Genomic DNA, 18,238 nt, shown 5'->3' with positions numbered 1-18,238 from the left:
GCCCAGGTTGATCTTGGCGCAGGGGAAGACCAGCATGGCCGCAAAGGTCCGATTTCCCGGTCGGCGGGCCTTCCGCACCACCGCCGCGCGCTCCACCTATTTTCGCCCCTTCAAGCCATCGGTATGCAGACCTTCCTGGAGTTCGAGAAGCCCATCCAGAACATCATCGAGCAGATCGAGAAGTTGAAGGAGGTGGCGGCGCAGAGCGCGGTGGACGTGCAGCCCACCCTGCGCGACCTGGAGAAGAAGCTCGCCGACACCCGGCGGGAGATCTACGCCAACCTGAGCCCGTGGGAGCGGGTGCAGGTGAGCCGCCATCCGGACCGGCCCTACACGCTGAAGTACATCGACGTGATCACCGACGGCAGCTTCGTGGAGCTGCACGGCGACCGCACCGTGAAGGACGACAAGGCGATGGTGGGCGGTTTCGGCCTGCTGAACGGCCGGTCGGTGATGTTCGTGGGTCAGCAGAAGGGCATCAACACCAAGATGCGCCAGTACCGCAACTTCGGCATGGCCAACCCGGAGGGCTACCGCAAGGCGCTGCGCCTGATGAAGCTCGCCGAGAAGTTCAACAAGCCGGTGGTGACCATCATCGACACGCCGGGCGCCTACCCGGGCCTGGAAGCCGAGGAGCGCGGGCAGGGCGAGGCCATCGCACGCAACCTCTTCGAGATGATGCGGCTGCGGGTGCCCGTGATCTGCATCGTGATCGGCGAGGGCGCCAGCGGCGGTGCGCTCGGCATCGGCATCGGCGACAAGGTGCTGATGCTGGAGAACACTTGGTACAGCGTGATCTCGCCCGAGTCGTGCAGCTCCATCCTGTGGCGCAGCTGGGACTACAAGGCGCAGGCCGCCGCGGCCCTGAAGCTCACCGCGCAGGACATGCTGGCCAACAAGCTCATCGACGGCATCATCCCCGAACCCGTGGGCGGCGCCCATGCCGACATCGACGGCGCCTGCCGCACCGTGAAGGCCGAGGTGGTGAAGTGGCTGGACAAGCTGGCCAAGACCGACCCCGACAAGCTGGTGGAGCGGCGCATCAAGAAGTTCTGCGACATGGGCGTGGTGGAGAAAGCGAGGCCCACCTCCAGGACCAAGGCGAAGGCCTGATCAGGGCTCCCGGTTGTAGAAGGGCAGGAGCGCCACCGCCGCTCCCGTGAGCGGCCAGCTTTGCAGCACCGCCCCGTTGCCGGCGTCCACCCGCTGCACCTGCCCGGCCACCGCGATGTACAGCGCTCCGGACACGGCATCGCGCGCCACCGCATCCACCGCCTGACCGGCGATCAGGGTCTCCACGGTGTTGCTGGCGTACGTGTAGCGCAGCAGCCCGGTGGGCGTGGCCAGGGCATGCACCTGTCCCGGCGCCGAGGCCACCGCCCGGATGGGCTGTCCGACGAGCGCCTGCGGCTCCCATCCACCACCGAGCTCCACGTTGAGCTCCTGCACCACCCCATCGCCGTTGCGTTCCCCGAACAGCAGCACGCGGTCGTCGTCCAGCGCGGCAAAGCCGGCGAGCACCAGGTCCAGCGGACGTTCGGCGAGCAGTTCGCCGGTGTACGGGGTGTAGAGCACCAGCCGACGGCCGCTGCCGGCCACTAAGGGTTGTTCGCTCAGCAAGCGCCCACCGACCACGGTGTGCCGGCGCGGATAGCGGCCGTCCAGCGCCGAGGCGGTGAAGAACCCGCTGCCACTGAAGGCCGCATGGGCGCTGAGCAGGCCATCCGCGCGGGCCACCAGCACACGGTCGTCGTCGATCCGGTCGAGGCCGGTGAAGAAGGTGCCACCGAGCGCGTTGGTGTTGGGCAGCTGCCAGCGGACGGTCCCCAGCTCCGCATCGAGGGCCGTGACGGGTCCGCTGACGTCGCCGGCGATCACCAGGGCACGCGAGCGGGAGCTGAGCACCGCGTGGCGCACGTCCTGGTCCAGCGTGGCGAAGGGCGCCGCGGCACCGGTGCTGTCGATGCGCAGCACAGCCGTCTGCCCGCCGACGGCGCTCACCACGTGCAGGGCCCGAAGCCGCAGCGGCGCTTCGACCACCGCGAGGTTCCGGTAGGCGCGGCTTTCGTTGGCCCCGTCGCTGGCGGTGACCATGATCGCGTAGGTGCCTGAGCGCAAGGACTCGTCGGACAGGGCCAGGGTGCGTTCCACCTCGCCGGTAGCGGCACCGACGGTGACCGCCGGGCTGGTGGCCACCGGAATGCCCTGGGGATCGAGCACGGCGAAGCGTACGGTGGCCACCTGCCGGTCGTCGCTGACGGCCGCGCGCACAGTCACCTCGCCGGGGATCTGCAGCTGGGCGCCCGCACCCGGCGTGAGGATGGAGACGGAGGGTCCCTCGCGGTCCTCGTCCTTGCGGCAGCTGGTGACGACGAGCAGCAGCAGGACCGCGGCCAGCTTCATCGTAAGCGCGGCGGCATGCGGGCACGCGCGCCCGCGGAAGGCGTTCGATGGGCGGTGCGCGTCATCCACATCCACAATGTTAGTGCGTGGCTGATGAGTTGTTGATGATCGGGACGGGACCGGTGATCGGTGCGGCTATTTTTGGCCCCCTTCCACGCTGCTTCCCTTCGCTCCCTGATGGCCGACACCCCGCCGATCCGCGCCGACCGCCGGCGCCGCACCGCTCCGTCCCTGCTCGACCCCGCCCTGGAGGCCGGCAAACTGCCGCCGCAGGCGCCCGAGCTGGAGCAGGCCGTGCTGGGCGCGCTGATGCTGGAGCGCAACGCGGTGAACGAGGCCATCGACATCCTGAGCCCCGACAGCTTCTACGTGGAGGCGCACAAGCGCATCTTCGACGCGGTGCAGGGCCTCTTCCGCAGCGACCAGCCCATCGACATCCTGACGGTGACCGAAGAGCTGCGCAAGCGCGGCGAGCTGGACGTGGTGGGCGGGCCCTTCTACATCAGCCAGCTCACCAACAAGGTGGCGAGCAGCGCGAACGTGCAGTACCACGCGCGCATCATCAGCCAGAAGCACATCCTGCGCGAGCTGATCCGCATCAGTGCCGAGACGATGCGCGACGCCTTCGACGAGACGGCGGACGTGTTCGACCTGCTGGACAAGACCGAGCAGGACCTCTACGGCATCACCAGCGGCAACCTGAAGCGCAACTACGAGCCGATGAGCGACCTGATCCGGGACGCCATCGCGCAGATCGAGAGCGCCAAGCACAACACCGGCGGGGTGAGCGGCGTGCCCACGGGCTTCGTGAAGCTGGACAAGCTGACCGCGGGCTGGCAGCGCAGCGACATGGTGATCGTGGCGGCGCGGCCCGGCATGGGGAAATGCCTGGGCAAGGGCACCAAGGTGCTGATGTACGACGGTTCGTTGCGCAATGTGGAGGATGTGCTGGTCGGCGAGCTGCTGATGGGCGACGATTCCACGCCGAGAATGGTGTTGAGCCTCGCGCGCGGCCGGGAACGGATGTACTGGGTGCACCAGAACAGCGGCATCAGTTACCGCGTCAACGAGTCGCACATCCTCTCCCTGAAGCGCAGCCGCAACGAGGGCGGGCATGTGCATGGTGAGGTGCTGAACATCGAGGTGCGCGACTGGCTTTCCCGTTCGGAGAAGTTCCGCAGCAATTACAAGGGCTACAAGGTGGCTGTGGAGTTCCCCGAGCGCGCGCTTCCCATCGACCCCTATTTCCTGGGCCTTTGGCTGGGCGACGGCCACAGCTACAGCTCGCGGATCACCACCACCGAGCCGGAGGTGATCGCCTACCTGGGCGGAATGGCCCGGGATCGTGAGCTCGAGCTGGTGGAATATGTGCAGGAGGGCCGCACGAACAACGACGCCGTGACCCAGGGCCGCCGGGGCGGTCGCGATCTGCCGAGCGTGCAGGCCGACCTGCGCGCGCTGGACCTGCTGGAGAACAAGCACATCCCGCAGGCGTACCTGATCAACTCGTCCGACAACCGCCTCAGGTTGCTCGCGGGTCTGCTGGACAGCGACGGCCACTATGCCCAGGAGTTCAACGTCTTCGAGATCACCCAGAAGAACGAAGGGTTGGCGCGGCAGATCAAGTTCCTGGCCGATTCGCTCGGGTTCAAGACCAGCATCACGGCCAAGACGGCCAGCATCAAGGAACGCGGCTTCTCCTCGCAGGTCTGGCGCGTCCGTATCGGAGGCGACCTTCAGCGCATCCCCGTCCGGGTGGAGCGGAAGAAGCCCCGGGTCGCCGCACCCACCAGGGATCATCAACACACCGGCATCCGGGTGGAGTTCGACCGGGAGGACGACTACTACGGTTTCGAGATCGACGGCAACCGGCTCTTCCTGCTGGAGGATATGACGGTGACGCACAACACCGCCTTCGTGCTCAGCATGGCCCGCAACATCGCCGTGGAGCAGAAGCGCGCGGTGGCCGTGTTCAGCCTGGAGATGAGCAGCACCCAGCTGGTGACCCGCCTGATCGCCAGCGAGGCCGGCATCAGCTCCGAGAAGCTGCGCAAGGGCGACCTCAACGACCAGGAGTTCGCCCTTCTGCACCAGCACATCAGCCGCCTGGACAAGGCGCCCATCTTCATCGACGACACGCCCGCGCTGAACATCTTCGAACTGCGCGCCAAATGCCGCCGCCTGAAGAGCCAGCACAACGTGGAGCTGATCATCATCGACTACCTGCAGCTGATGACCTCGGGCACCGACAACAAGGGCGGCAACCGCGAGCAGGAGATCAGCAGCATCAGCCGCAGCATCAAGAGCATCGCCAAGGAACTGGACGTGCCCATCATCGCCCTGAGCCAGCTGAGCCGTGCGGTGGAGACCCGCGGCGGCGACAAGAGACCGCAGCTCAGCGACCTGCGCGAATCGGGCGCCATCGAACAGGACGCCGACCTGGTCTGCTTCCTGTACCGCCCGGAGTACTACAAGATCTACGAGGACCACTACGGCAGCACCCTCGGCATCGGCGAGTGCATCATCGCCAAGCACCGGAACGGCGCCCTGGACACCGTGCTGCTGCGCTTCATCCCCGAGCTGGCTAAATTCGCTGACCTGGAGACGACACCGGTGGCCTTCGATGCCGGTGGCACGGGATCCGATGGCATGCGCACCATCACCCGACCCAGCCGGATGAACGACGATGCCGACGAAGCGCCCTTCTGACCCCCGCCCCGCGCGGATCCTCCTCCTCGCCCTGGCCCTCTTCGCGGGCCTGGGGCTGCAGGCCTCGCGGCTGTTGATCCCCATGGACGGCAGCCAGCGCGACCACCTGAAGGCTTACGGCATCGCCTATTGGACGCTGCAGCGCGATGTGACCGTGGAGTGGCTGCTGAACTACCGCGGCGGCAGCTTCCTGATCGACCACATCCCCGCCATCGAGCAGGAGTGCAGCATCCGCGGGGTCACCCACCAGGTGATCGCCGACGCGCAGGCCGCCGCCATCCTGGCCGAGATCGCCGACCCCGAGGTGAACATGGAGGTGGTGAAGCTGGAGAAGGCCCCCCGCATCGCCGTGTACGCCCCCGCCAGCTTCCAGCCCTGGGATGATGCCGTCGCCCTGGTGATGACCTACGCGGAGATCCCCTACGAACGCATCTACGACCCCGAGGTGATCGCCGGCGTATTGCCGCAGTACGACTGGCTGCACCTGCACCACGAGGACTTCACCGGCCAGTACGGCAAGTTCTACCGCAACTACCGCAACGCGCCGTGGTACATCGCCCAGGTGAAGGAGAGCGAGGAGATGGCCGCCTCCCTCGGCTTCGCCAAGGTGAGCCAGATGAAGCTGGCCGTGGCCACCCGCATCCGCGACTACGTGGCCGGCGGCGGCTACCTCTTCACCATGTGCAGCGGTACGGACAGCTACGACATCGCCCTGGCCGCCGAAGGCGTCGACATCTGCACCCCGGAGTTCGACCACGACCCCATCGACCCGGCGGCCCAGCAGAAGATCGACTTCAACCGCAGCTTCGCCTTCAAGGACTTCCGCCTGGTGGTGGACCCGATGGTGTACGAGTTCAGCAACATCGACGCCACGGACATCCACGGCAGCATCGGACAGGAGCGCGATTTCTTCACCCTGTTCGACTTCAGCGCGAAGTGGGACATCGTGCCCACCATGCTGTGCCAGAGCCACGAGCAGGTGGTGCGCGGCTTCATGGGCCAGACCACGGCCTTCCGGAAGGGCCTGGTGAAGCCCGGTGTCACCGTGATGGGTGAGAACAAGGCGCAGGGCACCGTGAAGTACATCCACGGCGAATACGCGCTGGGCCAGTGGACCTATTATGGCGGCCACGATCCGGAGGACTACCAGCACATGGTGGGCGACCCGCCGACGGACCTGAGCCTGCACCCCAACAGCAGCGGCTACCGGTTGATCCTGAACAACATCCTGTTCCCGGCCGCCCGCAAACGCAAGCAGAAGACCTGATGCATCGCCATGGACCTGCGGCCCTGTTGACCGCCGTGCTCGTTCTTGCCTCCTGTTCCCACGGACCTGCCGGAAAGCAGGAGCCCTCGGCCACGCCGGCCGCCACCCCGGCCCCGACCGCCGCGCCCGGCCACTATGCGGCCGTGCTTCCCTGTGCCGATTGTGAGGGCATCCGCACGGATGTCCAGCTCTGGTCCTTCGGGGGCTGCGTGGTGCAGCGGCAACAGCGACGCAACGGGGAACTTGAGGAGGCCACGTGCTCCTGGGGCCGTTGGCGCATGGACGAGCAGGGCCGGCTGGAGCTCACGCTTGCAGGTGGTGAACAGGTCGAGCACTACACCATACGGACGGATGGTTCGTTGGTGGCGCAGGATGGCGCGGGTGGGGACGCCCTGGACACCGTGGCCTATGCCCTGCACCGCGAGGCTGCCGACCTGACACCAACGGTCGGCGAGGCGCTGAAAGGCTCCTTCTTCCAGGGCCGTCCCAACGTGTGGAACTTCCGCGAGTGCCACAGTGGCCGCCTGATGCTGGTGCGCTTCGATCCGGAGGCGGCCGACATCGAGGAGGGCTTCCGCAAGGCCGGGGGCGACCCGGCCGCTGGCCTGGTGGTGGAACTGGGCGGCGTGATGCAACCCACCCCGCTCACCGACGATCAGGGCACCGTGACCCTGTTGACCATCAAACGCTGGGACCGCTTCCTCCCCGGCGAGACCTGCCCCTATTGATCCGGGGCGGCTAGCTTTGCACCCTTCCCATGGACCTCAGCAAGATCATCTCCGTGGCCGGCAAGTCCGGTCTGTTCCGCGTGGTGGCGCAGGCCCGCCAGGCCATCATCGCCGAAAGCCTCATCGACGGCAAGCGGGTGCCGGTGCCGACCTCCATGCGCGTGAGCTCCTTGGAGGAGATCAGCATGTTCACCACCGGCGATGATGTGCCCCTGAAGGACGTGCTGGCCAAGCTGCACGCCCAGGAGAAGGGCAAGTTGAGCGTGGACCCCAAGGGTGACGAAGAGACCCTCTGGAAGAAACTGGGGGAGGTGCTGCCGGAGCACGACCGCAACCGCATCTACCCGAGCGACGTGCGCAAGTTGTTCGCCTGGTATGAGCAGCTCGCCAGGTCCGGTGCCCTCGACGCCAAGGAAGAGTCCAAGGACGGCGACAAGCCCGCCGAGGCGAAGGCCGGCGACAAGAAGAGCAAGGGTCCGGTCAAGGCCGATGTGGCGGTGAAGAAGGCCAACGCCCCCAAGCCGGGCAGCGGCACCAAGGCCAAGAGCGCCGGCACCACCGTGCGCAAGGGCAGCCAGCGCGGCAGCTGATCGCGATCCGCTCAGGACCTCAAGCGTGACCCCACCACGGTCATGCCTCACCGCCCGGGGACCTGCTACCTTGGGCCACCTGCAAGGACCCTGTACATGATGCGAAGCCTACCCCTGATGCGCCTTGGCGTGATGCTCGCGCTGGGCGCGATCGTCGCCGTGTTGATCGCCTGGAACGACGGCGGACCGCCGGTGGCCAAGGCCTACCACACCGCCGAGGAATTGGCGGCCTTCGGGGCCGACCGCGGTGGCCTGGGCCTGGCCGTGGGCCAGAACACCTACTTCATGGCCAGCGGCAACTGCGAGGGCTGCCATGGCCACGACCCCATGCAGTTCGCCAGCGTCGATTCCAACGGGGTGGACGTGAACGTGGTGGACGACTGGCGCAGCTCCATGATGGCCAACAGCGCCCGCGACCCCTTCTGGCGTGCCAAGGTGAGCCATGAAGGCCTGGTGAATCCCGCCCTGCAGGGGGTCATCGAGGACAAATGCACCAGCTGCCACGCCCCGATGGGCCGGCATGACAAGGCCCTCACCGGAGGCGGCCACTATTCCATCACCGAACTGGAGCAGGACCCCATCGGGCTGGACGGGGTGAGCTGCGTGGGGTGCCACATCCAGAGCGCCGACAGCCTGGGCCTGCTCTTCAGCGGGAACCTGCGCTTCGACACCCTGGGCAGCCCGCTCTACGGCCCCTACGGCGGCCCGGACGACCCGCTGCCCTTGTTCGGCGCGCCGATGACCTCCTTCGTGGGCTACGAGCCGCAGTTCGGTGAGCACATCAACAGCGCCGCCCTGTGCGCCGGTTGCCACACCCTGATCACCGAAACGGTGGACCTGCAGGGCAACCTCACCGGGGGCTCGTTCGTGGAGCAGGCCACCTACCACGAGTGGCTGAACAGCCGCTTCAACGACCTCATCGGCGATCCCAACGGCATCAGCTGCCAGGGCTGCCACGTGCCACGCAACGATGATGCGGTCGTCATCTCCTCGCTCTACCTCTTCCTTCAACGGCGGTTCCCCTTCGGCATGCACCACTTCGCCGGGGCCAACAGCTTCATGCTCGGCCTGCTGAAGGACAACATCGGCCCGCTCGAACTCACGGCCAACGAGACCCAGTTCGACAGCACCATCGCCCGCACGCTGCGGCTGCTGCAGGATCAGAGCCTGCTGATGGACGCCACGGTGGTGGACCGCACGGCGGACACCGCCTTCATCGATGTGTCGCTGCTGAACCTGGTCGGCCACAAGTTCCCCAGCGGGTATCCCAGCCGCCGCGCCTTCATGGAGCTGCTGGTGCTGGATGCCACCGGACAGGACACGCTCTTCCGCAGTGGGGGCTTCGACGACACCTACGAGGTGGTGGGCCACGATGCCGACTGGGAGCCGCACCACGATGTGATCACCAGCGCCGACCAGGCCCAGATCTACGAGCATGTGATGGGCGATGTGAACGGCGACAAGACCACCGTGCTGCTGCGTGCGGACCAGCACCTGAAGGACAACCGCCTGGTGCCCGAGGGCTTCACCACCAGCCATTTCGCCTACGACACCTGCGTGGTGGCCGGGGTGCCGGTCACGGACGTCGATTTCAACCGCGACGCGCTGGGCGTGGAGGGCAACGGTGGCGACATCGTTCACTACCACGTGCCCATGGCGGGCTACACCGGCCTCATCAACGTGGTGGCGCGCTTCTGGTACCAGACGGCGCCGGCCCGCTGGAACCAGGAACTGTTCAGCTACAGCAGTGCGCCGATCGACAGCTTCGAGACCATGTACAACAATGCCGACCGCAAGCCGGTGTTGGTGAAGGAGGTGCAGCTCACCGACTTCTCGGTGGGCATCGACGGGTTGTCCGACCTGGGTGTGCGGGTGTTCCCGAACCCCGTGCGCGACGGCGTGCTCCGCGTGGCCGGCCTCACGGGTCGTGTGCGCGAAGTGGTGGTGTACGATGCCAGTGGCCGCGAGGTGGCCCGTCCGCTGCCGACCTCCGGCACGCTGGTCATACCGATGCACGGGCGGCCGGGCACCTACCTGGTGGCCATCCGCACGGACGAGCGCACCTTCGTGGAACGCGTGGTCGTGCAATGACCCAGCCCATGTTGCACTTCCGATACCTCGTCCTAGCCGTTGCCCTTCCGGTGCTCCCGACCGCCGTGGCCCAGAACACCGCGGTGGCCGACATGCTCGCGGCCGCGAGCATCGACAGCATGATGCGGTATGTGGAGGAGCTCAGCGGCGAGGTGCCGGTGGACGTGGGCAACGGACCGGTGACCATCGTGAGCCGGCACAAGAACGCGACGGGCAACCCGATCGCGGCGGACTACCTGCAGCAGAAGCTGAGCGCCTGGGGCTATACCCCCACCGTGCAGGTGTTCAGCGGCGGCACGGGCGAGAACATCCTGGCGGTGAAGCCCGGGTTGGTGCATCCCGACCGCAAGGTGATCATCTGCAGCCACTACGACGCCATGCCCGGCGGCCCTGTGGCGGCGCCCGCCGCCGATGACGATGGCAGCGGAACGGCCGCCACCCTGGAGGCCGCGCGCCTGTTCGCCGACATGGCCTTCGACCACACCGTGGTCTTCGCCTTCTGGGATGAGGAGGAGCAGGGCAAGCTGGGCAGCATCTTCTACGCCGGGGTGGCCGCAGCCAACGACGACACCATCACCGGAGCGGTGAACATGGACGCCATCGCCTACGACGGCAACGGCGACGGGCTGATGCGCATCCACACGCGGGCCGTGGCCAATTCGCTCGCCATCAAGGACACGGCCCTGCTGGTGAACACCCTCTACGGGCTCGGGGCCAACATCGCCATCAACACACCGGGCGCGCTCTACAGCGACCACGCCTCTTTCTGGGCGGAGAACTACGGCGCCATCCTGGTGATCGAGGATTTCGACAACGACCCCAACCCACAATACCACACGCCGAACGACCGGGTGCAGTTCATGGACGTGCCCTACTTCGAGCAGCTGGCCAAGCTCAGCCTGGCCACCACGGCGCATCTGGCCATCCCGCTCGATCCCGGGACCGGCGTGGGTTCCTCCGGTGCGGCCCCGTCCGCCGGGCTGCGCATCTGGCCTGTACCCACGGACGGTCCGGTGAACGTGCAGGTGAACGGTGCGGTCGACCGGGAGTGGCGCATCGACCTGCTCGACCTCACCGGTCGGGTGGTGCGTCAGCTCCACCAGGGTGTCCTGCCCACCGGGCGACCGCTGGTCCAGGCCGATCTGCGCGGGGCCACCCCCGGGCACTACCTGGTGCGGGCCATCAACACGAAGGGCGAGGTGGTGACCTCGCCCCTGGTGCTGGTGCGCTGAGCGCCTTACTCCTTCACGAAGGGCTTCATGATGGGCTTGCGGCCGGTGCCGAGCACCATCAGGTAGTAGTTGCCCGCGGGCAGGCCCGTCAGGTCCACGGCGTTCAGCTTGGAATCCATCAGCGCCTGGCTGCGCACCACGCGGCCGTCGGCGTTGAGCACCTGCCCGGTCTGCGCACCGGTGCATCCGTTGATGGACACCATCAGGCGGTCCTGTACGGGCACCGGGAAGAGCATCACCGCGTCGGGCTGCCTGTACTCCTGCACGTTGGTGGGGTCGATCACCGTGATGGTGCCGAACTGGGTGGCCGCGTGCCCCTGCTGGTCGCAGTGGTACTCGTAGAAGCCCGGCACCGTGAAGGTGAAGGTCCACGGCCATTGCGTGTTCTGCGGCGTGCCGGAGTAGAAGCTCACCGGGTTGTTCGGGAAGGTGCTGGTGCTGCCGTTGACGTTGTGGGTGCCGGAGCTTTCCTCCCATTCCACGATGTCGCCGACCTCGATCACCAGGTTCTGCGGTGCATAGTACGGGTCGGTGGTGCCGATGGTGCTGCCGCCCACGTCCACGGTCCAGACGGTCTGGGCAAGGAGCACGGTGGGGCAGAGGGCAAGTAGCGTCAGGGTCCTGCGCATGCGGTGGGATTTTGCTCAAAGGAAACTCACCCCGGTTTTCGACCACCCTTTGCGGGACCTTTCCCGTGATCCCAAGGACACGGTCCGTCACTTCCCGGGTCGCAGGCTGCGGTCGATGCGGTCCAGCACCATGGTCATCAGATGCAGCCGGTCGCGGCCCCGCACGTTGTGGGCATGGCCGGGATACACGAAGAACTCCACCTGCTCCCCCTTGCCGATGCAGTCCTTCAGGAAGGCGTAGCTGTGCTCGGGCAGCACCACATCGTCCTGCAGGCCGTGGATGAGCAGCAGTTCGCCCTGGAGCTGATCGCACTTGCCCACCAGCTGGCTGGCCGCATAGCCCTCGGGGTTCTCCTGCGGCGTGTCCATGTAGCGCTCGGTGTACATCACCTCGTACATGGCCCAGTCCATCACCGGACCGCCGGCCACGCCGAGCTTGAAGGTGCCGGGGGCCTTCAGCATCAGGCTGGTGGTCATGAAGCCGCCGAAGCTCCAGCCATGCACGGCCATGCGCTCGGGATCCACGAAGGGCAGGCTCTTCAGGTAGGCCACGCCGTGCAGCTGGTCCTGCAGTTCCGCCTCGCCCAGGCGGCGGTGCACGGCCTGTTCGAAGACCCGGCCCCGACCCTGGCTGCCGCGGCCGTCCACCGTGAACACCAGGTAGCCGCGCTCGGCCGCGTGCAGCATCCACAGCGGTGCGCCGCCCAGCCAGCTGTCGGTGACCAGCTGCACGTGGGGACCGTTGTACACATAGACGATCACCGGGTAGCGCTGCCGGCTGTCGAAGTGGCTTGGCTTGATCAGGCGCGCGTGCAGCCGGTCGCCGTCCTGCCCCGCGATGTCGAGCAGCTCCACCGCGCCATGCCGGACCCCGGCCAGCGGGTCCCTGCTGTTCAGCAGCACCTTCAGGCCCTGGCCGGTGCGGGCGTCCAGCAGTTCGATGCGCGCGGGCACCGTGGTGCTGCTCCACTGGTCCAGCAGGTACTGCCCGTCGCCGCTGAGCTCGCCGTGATGCGTGCCGGGTGCGTGGGTGAGGGCCGTGCTCCGGCCGTTGTTCAGTTCCACGCGATGGAGCTGCGTGCGGATGGCGCCGGCGCCGGTGAAGCCCGTGCCCACCTCGGTGCCCTCCACGATCACGGCCGTTTCACGCGCGTCCAGCCCCACGATGCGCTTCACGTTCCACGCCCCGGAGGTGAGCTGCCGCACCAGCCCGGTCCGCAGGTCGTACAGGTACAGGTGCGTCCAACCGTCGCGGGTGCTGGTCCAGATGAACTGCTGGGGCTGCCGCTTCAGGAAGCGCATGGGCACCAGCGGTTCCACGTAGCGGTCGTTCCGCTCCTCCAGCACGGTGCGCACCGGGTTGCCGGTGGCCAGGTCGTACTGCACCATGCGGGCGGTGGTGGTGGCCCGGTCCAGGTGCACCACGTACAGGTGACGCTCATCGGGGCCCCAGGCGATGTTGGTGAGGTACTGATCCTCCGGTCCGCCGGTGTTGAGGAACAGGGTGCGGCGCGTGGCCAGGTCGAACACGCCGATGGTGACGTGGTGGCTGGCCTGCCCGGCCATGGGGTAGCGGATGGCCTTGAAGCTGCTCGGCTTGCTGCCGATGTCCTCCAGTTGGTAGGTGGTCACCATCCGCTCATCCATGCGGTAGAAGGCCAGCTTGCCGCCACCCGGGCTCCAGAAGGTGCCCTTCTCGATGCCGTATTCGTTGCGGTGCACGCTCTGGCCGTTCACGATGCCGTCCGCGCCATCGCTCGTCACCCGCACCGCCTGCTGCTCGTTCGGCAGACCGATGTAGAGGTCGTTCTCCACCGTGTAGGCCACGCGGCCCCCTTCGCCCATGTCCTCATGTGCGGCGTCCGGCAGCAGCCGCACGCGGGCTTGGAGCACCCGGCGGCCGCGGTCCCACGCGTACACATGCCCGTTGTGCTGGAACCGGAAGCGCGCCGGCGATTCCCAGGTGATGGGGGGGAAGGCCTTCAGCTTGGCGCTGTCCGGCAGGTCACGGTTGAGGTCGGTGAGCGTGGCCGCCACCTGGTCGGTCATCTTGCCGATGCCGTTCTCCCACAGCGTGTCGCGGCGGACGAAGCTGTAGGTGGCGGCGCCTTCCACCCAGGCCAGCTGCGGAAGGCGCTCGGGGCCCAGGTCGGTGCCAGCCTTCTGCATGGCGTCGCGCAGGGTGAGCTCCTGCAGTTGGGCCGTGGCGGTGGCGACGAGGAGCAGCAGCGGCAGGGCCGCGCGGGTGCGGAGGTGGGCCATGGTTCGGGGATCGGGCCCCGAAGATGCGGATCCCGTGCCGACGGTGGGCCGTGCCGTGGGACGGTCGGGGCGCGCGGAGTCAGAGGATGTTCACCTCGCGCTCCAGTTCCACGCCGAAGCGGGCCTGCACATCGCGCAGGATGCGCTCGCTGAGGTCGAACACCGCACGTCCGGTGGCTCCGCCGTGGTTCACCAGCACCAGGGCCTGACGATCGTGCACGCCGCAGGCGCCGGCGCGGTGCCCCTTCCAGCCCGCCTGCTCGATCAGCCAGCCGGCCGCCAGCTTCGCCTGGCCGTCGCCGGCCGGGTACACGGGCGCTCCGGGATGCGCCGCCCGGATCTTGTCGGCCACCGCCACGGGCACCACGGGGTTCTTGAAGAAGCTGCCCGCGTTGCCCAGCACCGCCGGATCCGGCAGCTTGCTGCGGCGGATGTGCACCACCGCGTCGCTGATGTCGCGCACGCTGGGCGTGGCGATGCCGCGTTCGGCCAGCACCTCGCGGATGGCGCCGTAGCTGGTGCTGAGCACGGGGTGCTTGTGCAGGCGGAAGGTGACGTTGAGGATCACGAACCGGTCGCGCCCCTCGCGCTTGAAAAAACTTTCGCGATAGCCGAAGCGGCAGTCGTCCGGGCGGAAGGTCACCACCGCGCCGTCGTCGATCTTCAAGGCCTCCAGCGCGGCGAAGTGGTCCTTGAGCTCCACACCGTAGGCGCCGATGTTCTGCATGGGGGCGGCGCCCACCTTGCCGGGGATCAGGCTCAGGTTCTCCAGGCCGCCCCAGCCGCGTTCCACGGTGTGCATCACCAGTTCGTGCCAGGGCACACCGGCGCCCGCCTTCAGCCACACGTGCGCCTCGTCCTCGTGCACCACGGCCACGCCGGGCAGTTCGTTCAGCAGCACCACCCCGGGCCAGTCGTGCGTGAAGAGCACGTTGCTGCCACCGCCCAGCACCAGGCGGGGGAGGGGCTGCAGCTCGGGCGCGGCCAGCAGCTGCCGGAGGTCGTCCACCGCGCTGAACCGGGCCAGGGCCTTGGCGCGGGCCGGCACCCGGAAGGTGGTGTGCGGGGCCAGGTCGGCGTCGTGCTCCACGGTCATGGCGCAAAGGAACGGAGCGGGAGCGAGCGCGCAGGGGAGCGCGATGGCGTCCCTCACGCAGAGGAGCAGAGGGCGCGGAGCAGCTTCGAACAGCGATCGCGTCCTTCACGCAGAGGGGCAGAGGACGCAGAGGAATTTCAAACCTTTCTCGCGAGCAGCCCGAAGGGATGCGTGGCGACCTCCTTCCCAGCTCGTCATCGCGAACCGGTCCCGCAGGGCCGGTGTGGCGATCTCCATCCTCAACGTCATCACGAGCAGCCCGAAGGGATGCGTGGTGATCTCCCTCTCACCGTCATCGCGAGCCGGTCCCGCAGGGCCGGCGTGGCGATCTCCCTGGCCAGTGATCCGATCTCTACCGGGGAGTTCGCTTCGCCTGCAGAGCCTTGCTCGCGAAGACGATTGAAGGAGATCCCTTCAGTTGCGTCCCCCCCTGTAAAGCCCACGTGAAGTTTTCAACCAGCAGCACCAACTGGCTCGTCGTCGACTAGTTTCGACCTGCGATGCCTGCCGTGAACCCCTTTCCAATTGAACGCGGATCGCATGGATCCCCATATCGGCGTGCATCGCAAGCGTGCGGCTGGTGGCCGGAAGCTGGAAGCTGGCGGCTGGAGGCTGGCGGCTGGCGGCCGACACAACACGGATCAATGAAGGTAGGCGGGACTTCCCCTGCCCCCACGAAGAAGCCCCCGGCGCTTGACACACCGAGGGCTCTGCCACTCATGTCCCACCTAACTACGACGAAAGATGAACACGAGCTAGCGCAAAGGTACAGACCCTTGGGGAGCAGGTGCATGGCCCCAATGGTGCCGGTCGCAACGGAGGGCCCAAGGCCGATCCGTGCGGGAAGGCAGCGCATCCATCGGGTGTGCTGTCTTCCTGGTGACCAGGAGCGCCGCAACAAGTAAGGAGAACGTATATGCCCAGAGCACTCCTTCTTCACTTGATGAACCTGGCCCTCGCCGCGATGGCGACGGCGCAGAACCTCGTGCCCAACCCGAGCTTCGAGGATACCACCCATTGCTCCCTGTATCAACCGCCGTACGAGGAGGCGGTCGGCTGGTATAGCGCCAACCTGGCCACACCGGACATCTACGACTGCGATACTGTGGATCCTTGCGGCACCTTCATGGACCCCACGGACACTGGAATACAGGCAAAGGGATACAGGACGGCATACGACGGGAACCGATTGGCCGGCGGATTTCATTGGTATGGGACGGACAGTACTGGCAGCACGCGAGAGTACCTGAGCGCCAAGCTGCTCGCCGGGCTCGAAGTCGGAAGAAGCTACCGTGTGAGCCTGTACTGTGCACGACCAAAAGGGCACCGACGCGCTATTGACCACATTGGCGTGTACTTCGGCCCGGATAGTATTCACGAACAGCACACCACAGTACTACCGTTCAGCCCGCAGATACAGCTCCGCGATCCGAACAGCGCCTATCTGCTGGATACGAATTGGGTCGAACTGGCTGACACCCTTATGGCGCAGGGCAACGAGCGCTGGCTGGTGATTGGCACCTTTCTGGACGACCCACAAGTGAACGGCATCGACCTGCCCCCCTTGTTCCCACAGCCCAAGGCCTACTATTACATTGATGCGGTGTCCGTGGTACCGCTAGATGCTGAGGCGGTTGAGGAGCAGCTGGCTGGGTATGCAGAGCTATCGGCGACGTCCGAGATGATCCGATGGATCAGCAGCGATCCCTTGCGCTCCTTGTTGGTCATTGATGCGGCCGGCCGGTTGGTCTGGCAGCCGCGCGTATCCGAGAGCCGAGAGGGTGGCGTACTGGTTCCAAGCAGCTTGGCGCAAGGCCTGTACACGGTCATCGCGCACATGGGTGGGCAACGAAGGGTCGTCAGGTTCATCAAGTGAGAAGGGGCCTTGGGCGCAACCCCAAGACCATGAGAACGACAGTTTTCGCAGGAACGTTGATACTTGGTTCCATTGCCGCCGTGGCCCAGAATCCGTGGCTACTAGCCGGGAATGGTGGTACAGACTACACGCTTGACTTCCTGGGCACCACCGATGCCGAGCGGCTTGCTCTTCGGACTTACGACAAGGTCCGCTTGGTGGTGAACCAGGAGGACAACTACGACATCGAGAGCTTCAGCCTGATGCCTACGGCGGGCTTTGTGGGCATCAGTCCCAGCAGCTACTTCTGGGACAACGGTCCGGGCCCCTTCAGCCGGTTGCATTTGGCGGAGCCCGGTGCCAACGGGTTCCAGGGCATCGGCTACCGGCCGTGGATGCGCAACGGGGTCACCTTCACGGGCAACAGCGACCAGATGTACATCGGGCAGAAGTACACCTACGACAACCCCGAGGAGCCGGAGTCCGGCGAACTGAACGACTACACCGACGCCATTGTGCAGTGGAGTGACAACCCGGGCACCTGGCTGAGTGATCGGATGCGCTTCATCTTCACCTCGGAGTACATCAGCACCAACCCCACGGGCAGCAACTCCATGGAGAGCCTTGAGGCCATGCAGCTCTACCCGCACGACAGCGGGTCGGAGGTGTTCGTGGGCATCGGCGACTGGTTCGGCCAAAGCGCCACGCCAGATGAACGGCTGGACGTATTGGACCGCACCGTGATGATCCGCAGGCTGGTGCCGGACTACGAGAACCAGGAGCTGGACCGCTTTGTGGTGACCGACAACGACGGGCGTCTGCACTGGCGCAGCCTGGCCAACCTGCCCGACAATTGCGAATGGACGATGAGCGGCACATCGCCGAACCACGTGATCACCGCGGTCGGTGCGGCGAACAATGCATGCCCGGATGCGGCCGAGAACGTCGGGATCGGGGTGAGCACGCCGATCGCCAAGCTCGATGTCTTCGACGATACCCCGGCAAGCAACGATATCATAGGCCTTCAGCATCGTACAGGGTGCAACGGATGAGTGCATCGGAGCCAAGATCACCACAGGTGTGTCGGGCTCTTCTGGAACCTATCGTATCGGAACGTTGTCGATCAGCCGCAACGGTACAGACCAGAACTACGGCTCACGCAGCAAGGCGGAATTGGATGTGACCCAATCGGGCTTATTCCTGCACAATCATGGCCAACGTGGGGAATCTATCCAAACTGGGGGCACCACCTATAGCACCTGCGGCCTGACTGGTGAGGCGTCCATGACGGGAGGGACTGCCACATGGAATGCCGGGGTGTACGGACGAGCGGTCCTTGGTGGATCACCCTCGGTGACCTACAATGTTGGGGTTTA

General features: G+C 66.4%; 14 protein-coding genes (1 of these 14 only partly in view). 9 read left to right on the top strand and 5 right to left on the bottom strand.

Annotated elements, in window-relative coordinates; all coding sequences use genetic code 11:
• Positions 1 to 36, bottom strand: partial view of a 4-(cytidine 5'-diphospho)-2-C-methyl-D-erythritol kinase gene (gene ispE / locus IPM49_06295; GenBank protein MBK9274136.1) — the 5' end (the start) only. 804 nt of this gene lie to the left of the window's left edge; the window shows 36 of its 840 coding nt (coding positions 1-36); the start codon lies at positions 34 to 36; its stop codon lies off the left edge, out of view.
• Between the two features lie 87 nt (positions 37 to 123).
• On the opposite strand from ispE, the gene IPM49_06290 reads away from it, so the two are divergent.
• Positions 124 to 1,113: an acetyl-CoA carboxylase carboxyltransferase subunit alpha gene (locus IPM49_06290; protein ID MBK9274135.1), complete on the top strand. Its 990-nt coding sequence runs from the start codon at positions 124 to 126 to the stop codon at positions 1,111 to 1,113.
• Here the strand turns inward: IPM49_06290 and IPM49_06285 are convergent, their stop codons facing one another.
• Positions 1,114 to 2,472, bottom strand: coding sequence for a PQQ-binding-like beta-propeller repeat protein (locus IPM49_06285; protein ID MBK9274134.1), 1,359 nt, complete (start codon positions 2,470 to 2,472; stop codon positions 1,114 to 1,116). It lies immediately after the preceding gene.
• Between the two features lie 108 nt (positions 2,473 to 2,580).
• On the opposite strand from IPM49_06285, the gene dnaB reads away from it, so the two are divergent.
• From dnaB to IPM49_06255, 6 genes are all read left to right on the top strand, one after another.
• Positions 2,581 to 5,112, top strand: coding sequence for a replicative DNA helicase (gene dnaB / locus IPM49_06280; protein MBK9274133.1), 2,532 nt, complete (start codon positions 2,581 to 2,583; stop codon positions 5,110 to 5,112).
• Between the two features lie 16 nt (positions 5,113 to 5,128).
• Positions 5,129 to 6,379 (top strand): asparagine synthetase B, encoded by a 1,251-nt coding sequence (locus IPM49_06275; protein MBK9274132.1) that lies wholly within the window; start codon positions 5,129 to 5,131, stop codon positions 6,377 to 6,379.
• On the top strand, positions 6,379 to 7,107 hold the full coding sequence (locus tag IPM49_06270; protein MBK9274131.1) for a copper resistance protein NlpE N-terminal domain-containing protein: 729 nt from the start codon (positions 6,379 to 6,381) through the stop codon (positions 7,105 to 7,107). The genes IPM49_06275 and IPM49_06270 overlap by 1 nt, the downstream gene beginning before the upstream one ends.
• A gap of 29 nt (positions 7,108 to 7,136) precedes the next feature.
• The gene (locus IPM49_06265; GenBank protein ID MBK9274130.1) at positions 7,137 to 7,697 is read left to right on the top strand and encodes a DUF5606 domain-containing protein; all 561 of its coding nucleotides are present in this window, start codon (positions 7,137 to 7,139) and stop codon (positions 7,695 to 7,697) included.
• A gap of 96 nt (positions 7,698 to 7,793) precedes the next feature.
• Positions 7,794 to 9,788: a T9SS type A sorting domain-containing protein gene (locus IPM49_06260; protein MBK9274129.1), complete on the top strand. Its 1,995-nt coding sequence runs from the start codon at positions 7,794 to 7,796 to the stop codon at positions 9,786 to 9,788.
• A gap of 8 nt (positions 9,789 to 9,796) precedes the next feature.
• Complete coding sequence (locus IPM49_06255) at positions 9,797 to 11,020, top strand: M20/M25/M40 family metallo-hydrolase (GenBank protein ID MBK9274128.1); 1,224 nt, start codon at positions 9,797 to 9,799, stop codon at positions 11,018 to 11,020.
• A gap of 5 nt (positions 11,021 to 11,025) precedes the next feature.
• Here IPM49_06255 and IPM49_06250 read toward each other — a convergent pair whose 3' ends face one another.
• The 3 genes from IPM49_06250 to murB all read right to left on the bottom strand — a co-directional run bounded on the left by IPM49_06250 (position 11,026) and on the right by murB (position 15,007).
• The gene (locus IPM49_06250; GenBank protein ID MBK9274127.1) at positions 11,026 to 11,649 is read right to left on the bottom strand and encodes a hypothetical protein; all 624 of its coding nucleotides are present in this window, start codon (positions 11,647 to 11,649) and stop codon (positions 11,026 to 11,028) included.
• Between the two features lie 87 nt (positions 11,650 to 11,736).
• The gene (locus IPM49_06245) at positions 11,737 to 13,911 is read right to left on the bottom strand and encodes a DPP IV N-terminal domain-containing protein (GenBank protein MBK9274126.1); all 2,175 of its coding nucleotides are present in this window, start codon (positions 13,909 to 13,911) and stop codon (positions 11,737 to 11,739) included.
• Positions 13,912 to 13,990: 79 nt separating this feature from the next.
• Entirely contained in the window at positions 13,991 to 15,007 is a 1,017-nt protein-coding gene (murB, locus tag IPM49_06240) for a UDP-N-acetylmuramate dehydrogenase (GenBank protein ID MBK9274125.1), read from the bottom strand.
• Positions 15,008 to 15,950: 943 nt separating this feature from the next.
• Between murB and IPM49_06235 the strand changes: the two genes are divergently transcribed.
• Positions 15,951 to 16,883, top strand: a complete 933-nt coding sequence (locus tag IPM49_06235) for a hypothetical protein (GenBank protein ID MBK9274124.1) — start codon at positions 15,951 to 15,953, stop codon at positions 16,881 to 16,883.
• Positions 16,884 to 16,963: 80 nt separating this feature from the next.
• Positions 16,964 to 17,914 (top strand): hypothetical protein, encoded by a 951-nt coding sequence (locus tag IPM49_06230; protein ID MBK9274123.1) that lies wholly within the window; start codon positions 16,964 to 16,966, stop codon positions 17,912 to 17,914.
• The last annotated feature ends 324 nt before the right edge of the window (positions 17,915 to 18,238 follow it).

Source organism: Flavobacteriales bacterium (genome assembly GCA_016715895.1).
Lineage (GTDB): Bacteria > Bacteroidota > Bacteroidia > Flavobacteriales_F > PHOS-HE28 > PHOS-HE28.
This window is presented reverse-complemented; position numbering and strand designations above follow the sequence as displayed.

What these genes read in the sequence shown, in the direction of transcription:
- dnaB (MBK9274133.1), top strand. Translation starts at nt 2,581, where the DNA reads ATGGCCGACACCCCGCCGATCCGCGCCGACCGCCGGCGCCGCACCGCT.
- IPM49_06265 (MBK9274130.1), top strand. Translation starts at nt 7,137, where the DNA reads ATGGACCTCAGCAAGATCATCTCCGTGGCCGGCAAGTCCGGTCTGTTC.
- IPM49_06255 (MBK9274128.1), top strand. Translation starts at nt 9,797, where the DNA reads ATGTTGCACTTCCGATACCTCGTCCTAGCCGTTGCCCTTCCGGTGCTC.
- IPM49_06260 (MBK9274129.1), top strand. Translation starts at nt 7,794, where the DNA reads ATGATGCGAAGCCTACCCCTGATGCGCCTTGGCGTGATGCTCGCGCTG.
- IPM49_06235 (MBK9274124.1), top strand. Translation starts at nt 15,951, where the DNA reads ATGAACCTGGCCCTCGCCGCGATGGCGACGGCGCAGAACCTCGTGCCC.
- murB (MBK9274125.1), bottom strand. Translation starts at nt 15,007, where the DNA reads ATGACCGTGGAGCACGACGCCGACCTGGCCCCGCACACCACCTTCCGG.
- IPM49_06250 (MBK9274127.1), bottom strand. Translation starts at nt 11,649, where the DNA reads ATGCGCAGGACCCTGACGCTACTTGCCCTCTGCCCCACCGTGCTCCTT.
- IPM49_06290 (MBK9274135.1), top strand. Translation starts at nt 124, where the DNA reads ATGCAGACCTTCCTGGAGTTCGAGAAGCCCATCCAGAACATCATCGAG.
- IPM49_06270 (MBK9274131.1), top strand. Translation starts at nt 6,379, where the DNA reads ATGCATCGCCATGGACCTGCGGCCCTGTTGACCGCCGTGCTCGTTCTT.
- IPM49_06245 (MBK9274126.1), bottom strand. Translation starts at nt 13,911, where the DNA reads ATGGCCCACCTCCGCACCCGCGCGGCCCTGCCGCTGCTGCTCCTCGTC.